General features: G+C 34.9%; 1 protein-coding gene. It reads right to left on the bottom strand.

Going from position 1 to position 372, the window contains the following annotated elements; translation table 11 throughout:
- The coding region (locus BFP77_RS16440; protein WP_099575144.1) for a GIY-YIG nuclease family protein at positions 1 to 268 on the bottom strand (268 nt) is incomplete at its 3' end.
- Between the last annotated feature and the right edge of the window lie 104 nt (positions 269 to 372).

The raw sequence follows: 372 nt of genomic DNA, 5'->3' as shown, positions 1-372 counted from the left end.
GGATATCCAATAGAATGTCATTGTCCTTTACAATCTTCTGAATGAAGGTTTTGCTTTTCATTCGTTTAATGAATTTTTCAAGATAGATTGCATCTTTCCTACTGTTTAATTGCATCGAAACTACAATTTCCCAATCGTCCGCCGCTTTTGTAAATGCTTTTTTAAAATAATGAGCATTGTGTTGTTCTAACCTATTTACTAAATCCGGAGATTCCCCGATATAGTATCTGCTTATTTTCTCGCTGTAAAGAATGTACAGGTAATGCATTTGGAAAAAATATAAACAAAAAATACTCACTATTGCGAGGATAAATTTTGGTGCCTCCAGCCCCGACACTTCGGGGGAACCAAGGCTATGGTTTTTTTAAAATG

This window comes from Maribacter sp. 4U21 (assembly GCF_002742365.1).
In the GTDB taxonomy this organism is placed as follows: domain Bacteria; phylum Bacteroidota; class Bacteroidia; order Flavobacteriales; family Flavobacteriaceae; genus Maribacter.
Note: the sequence above shows the minus strand (reverse complement) of the source record. Positions and strands in the feature narration are given on the sequence as shown.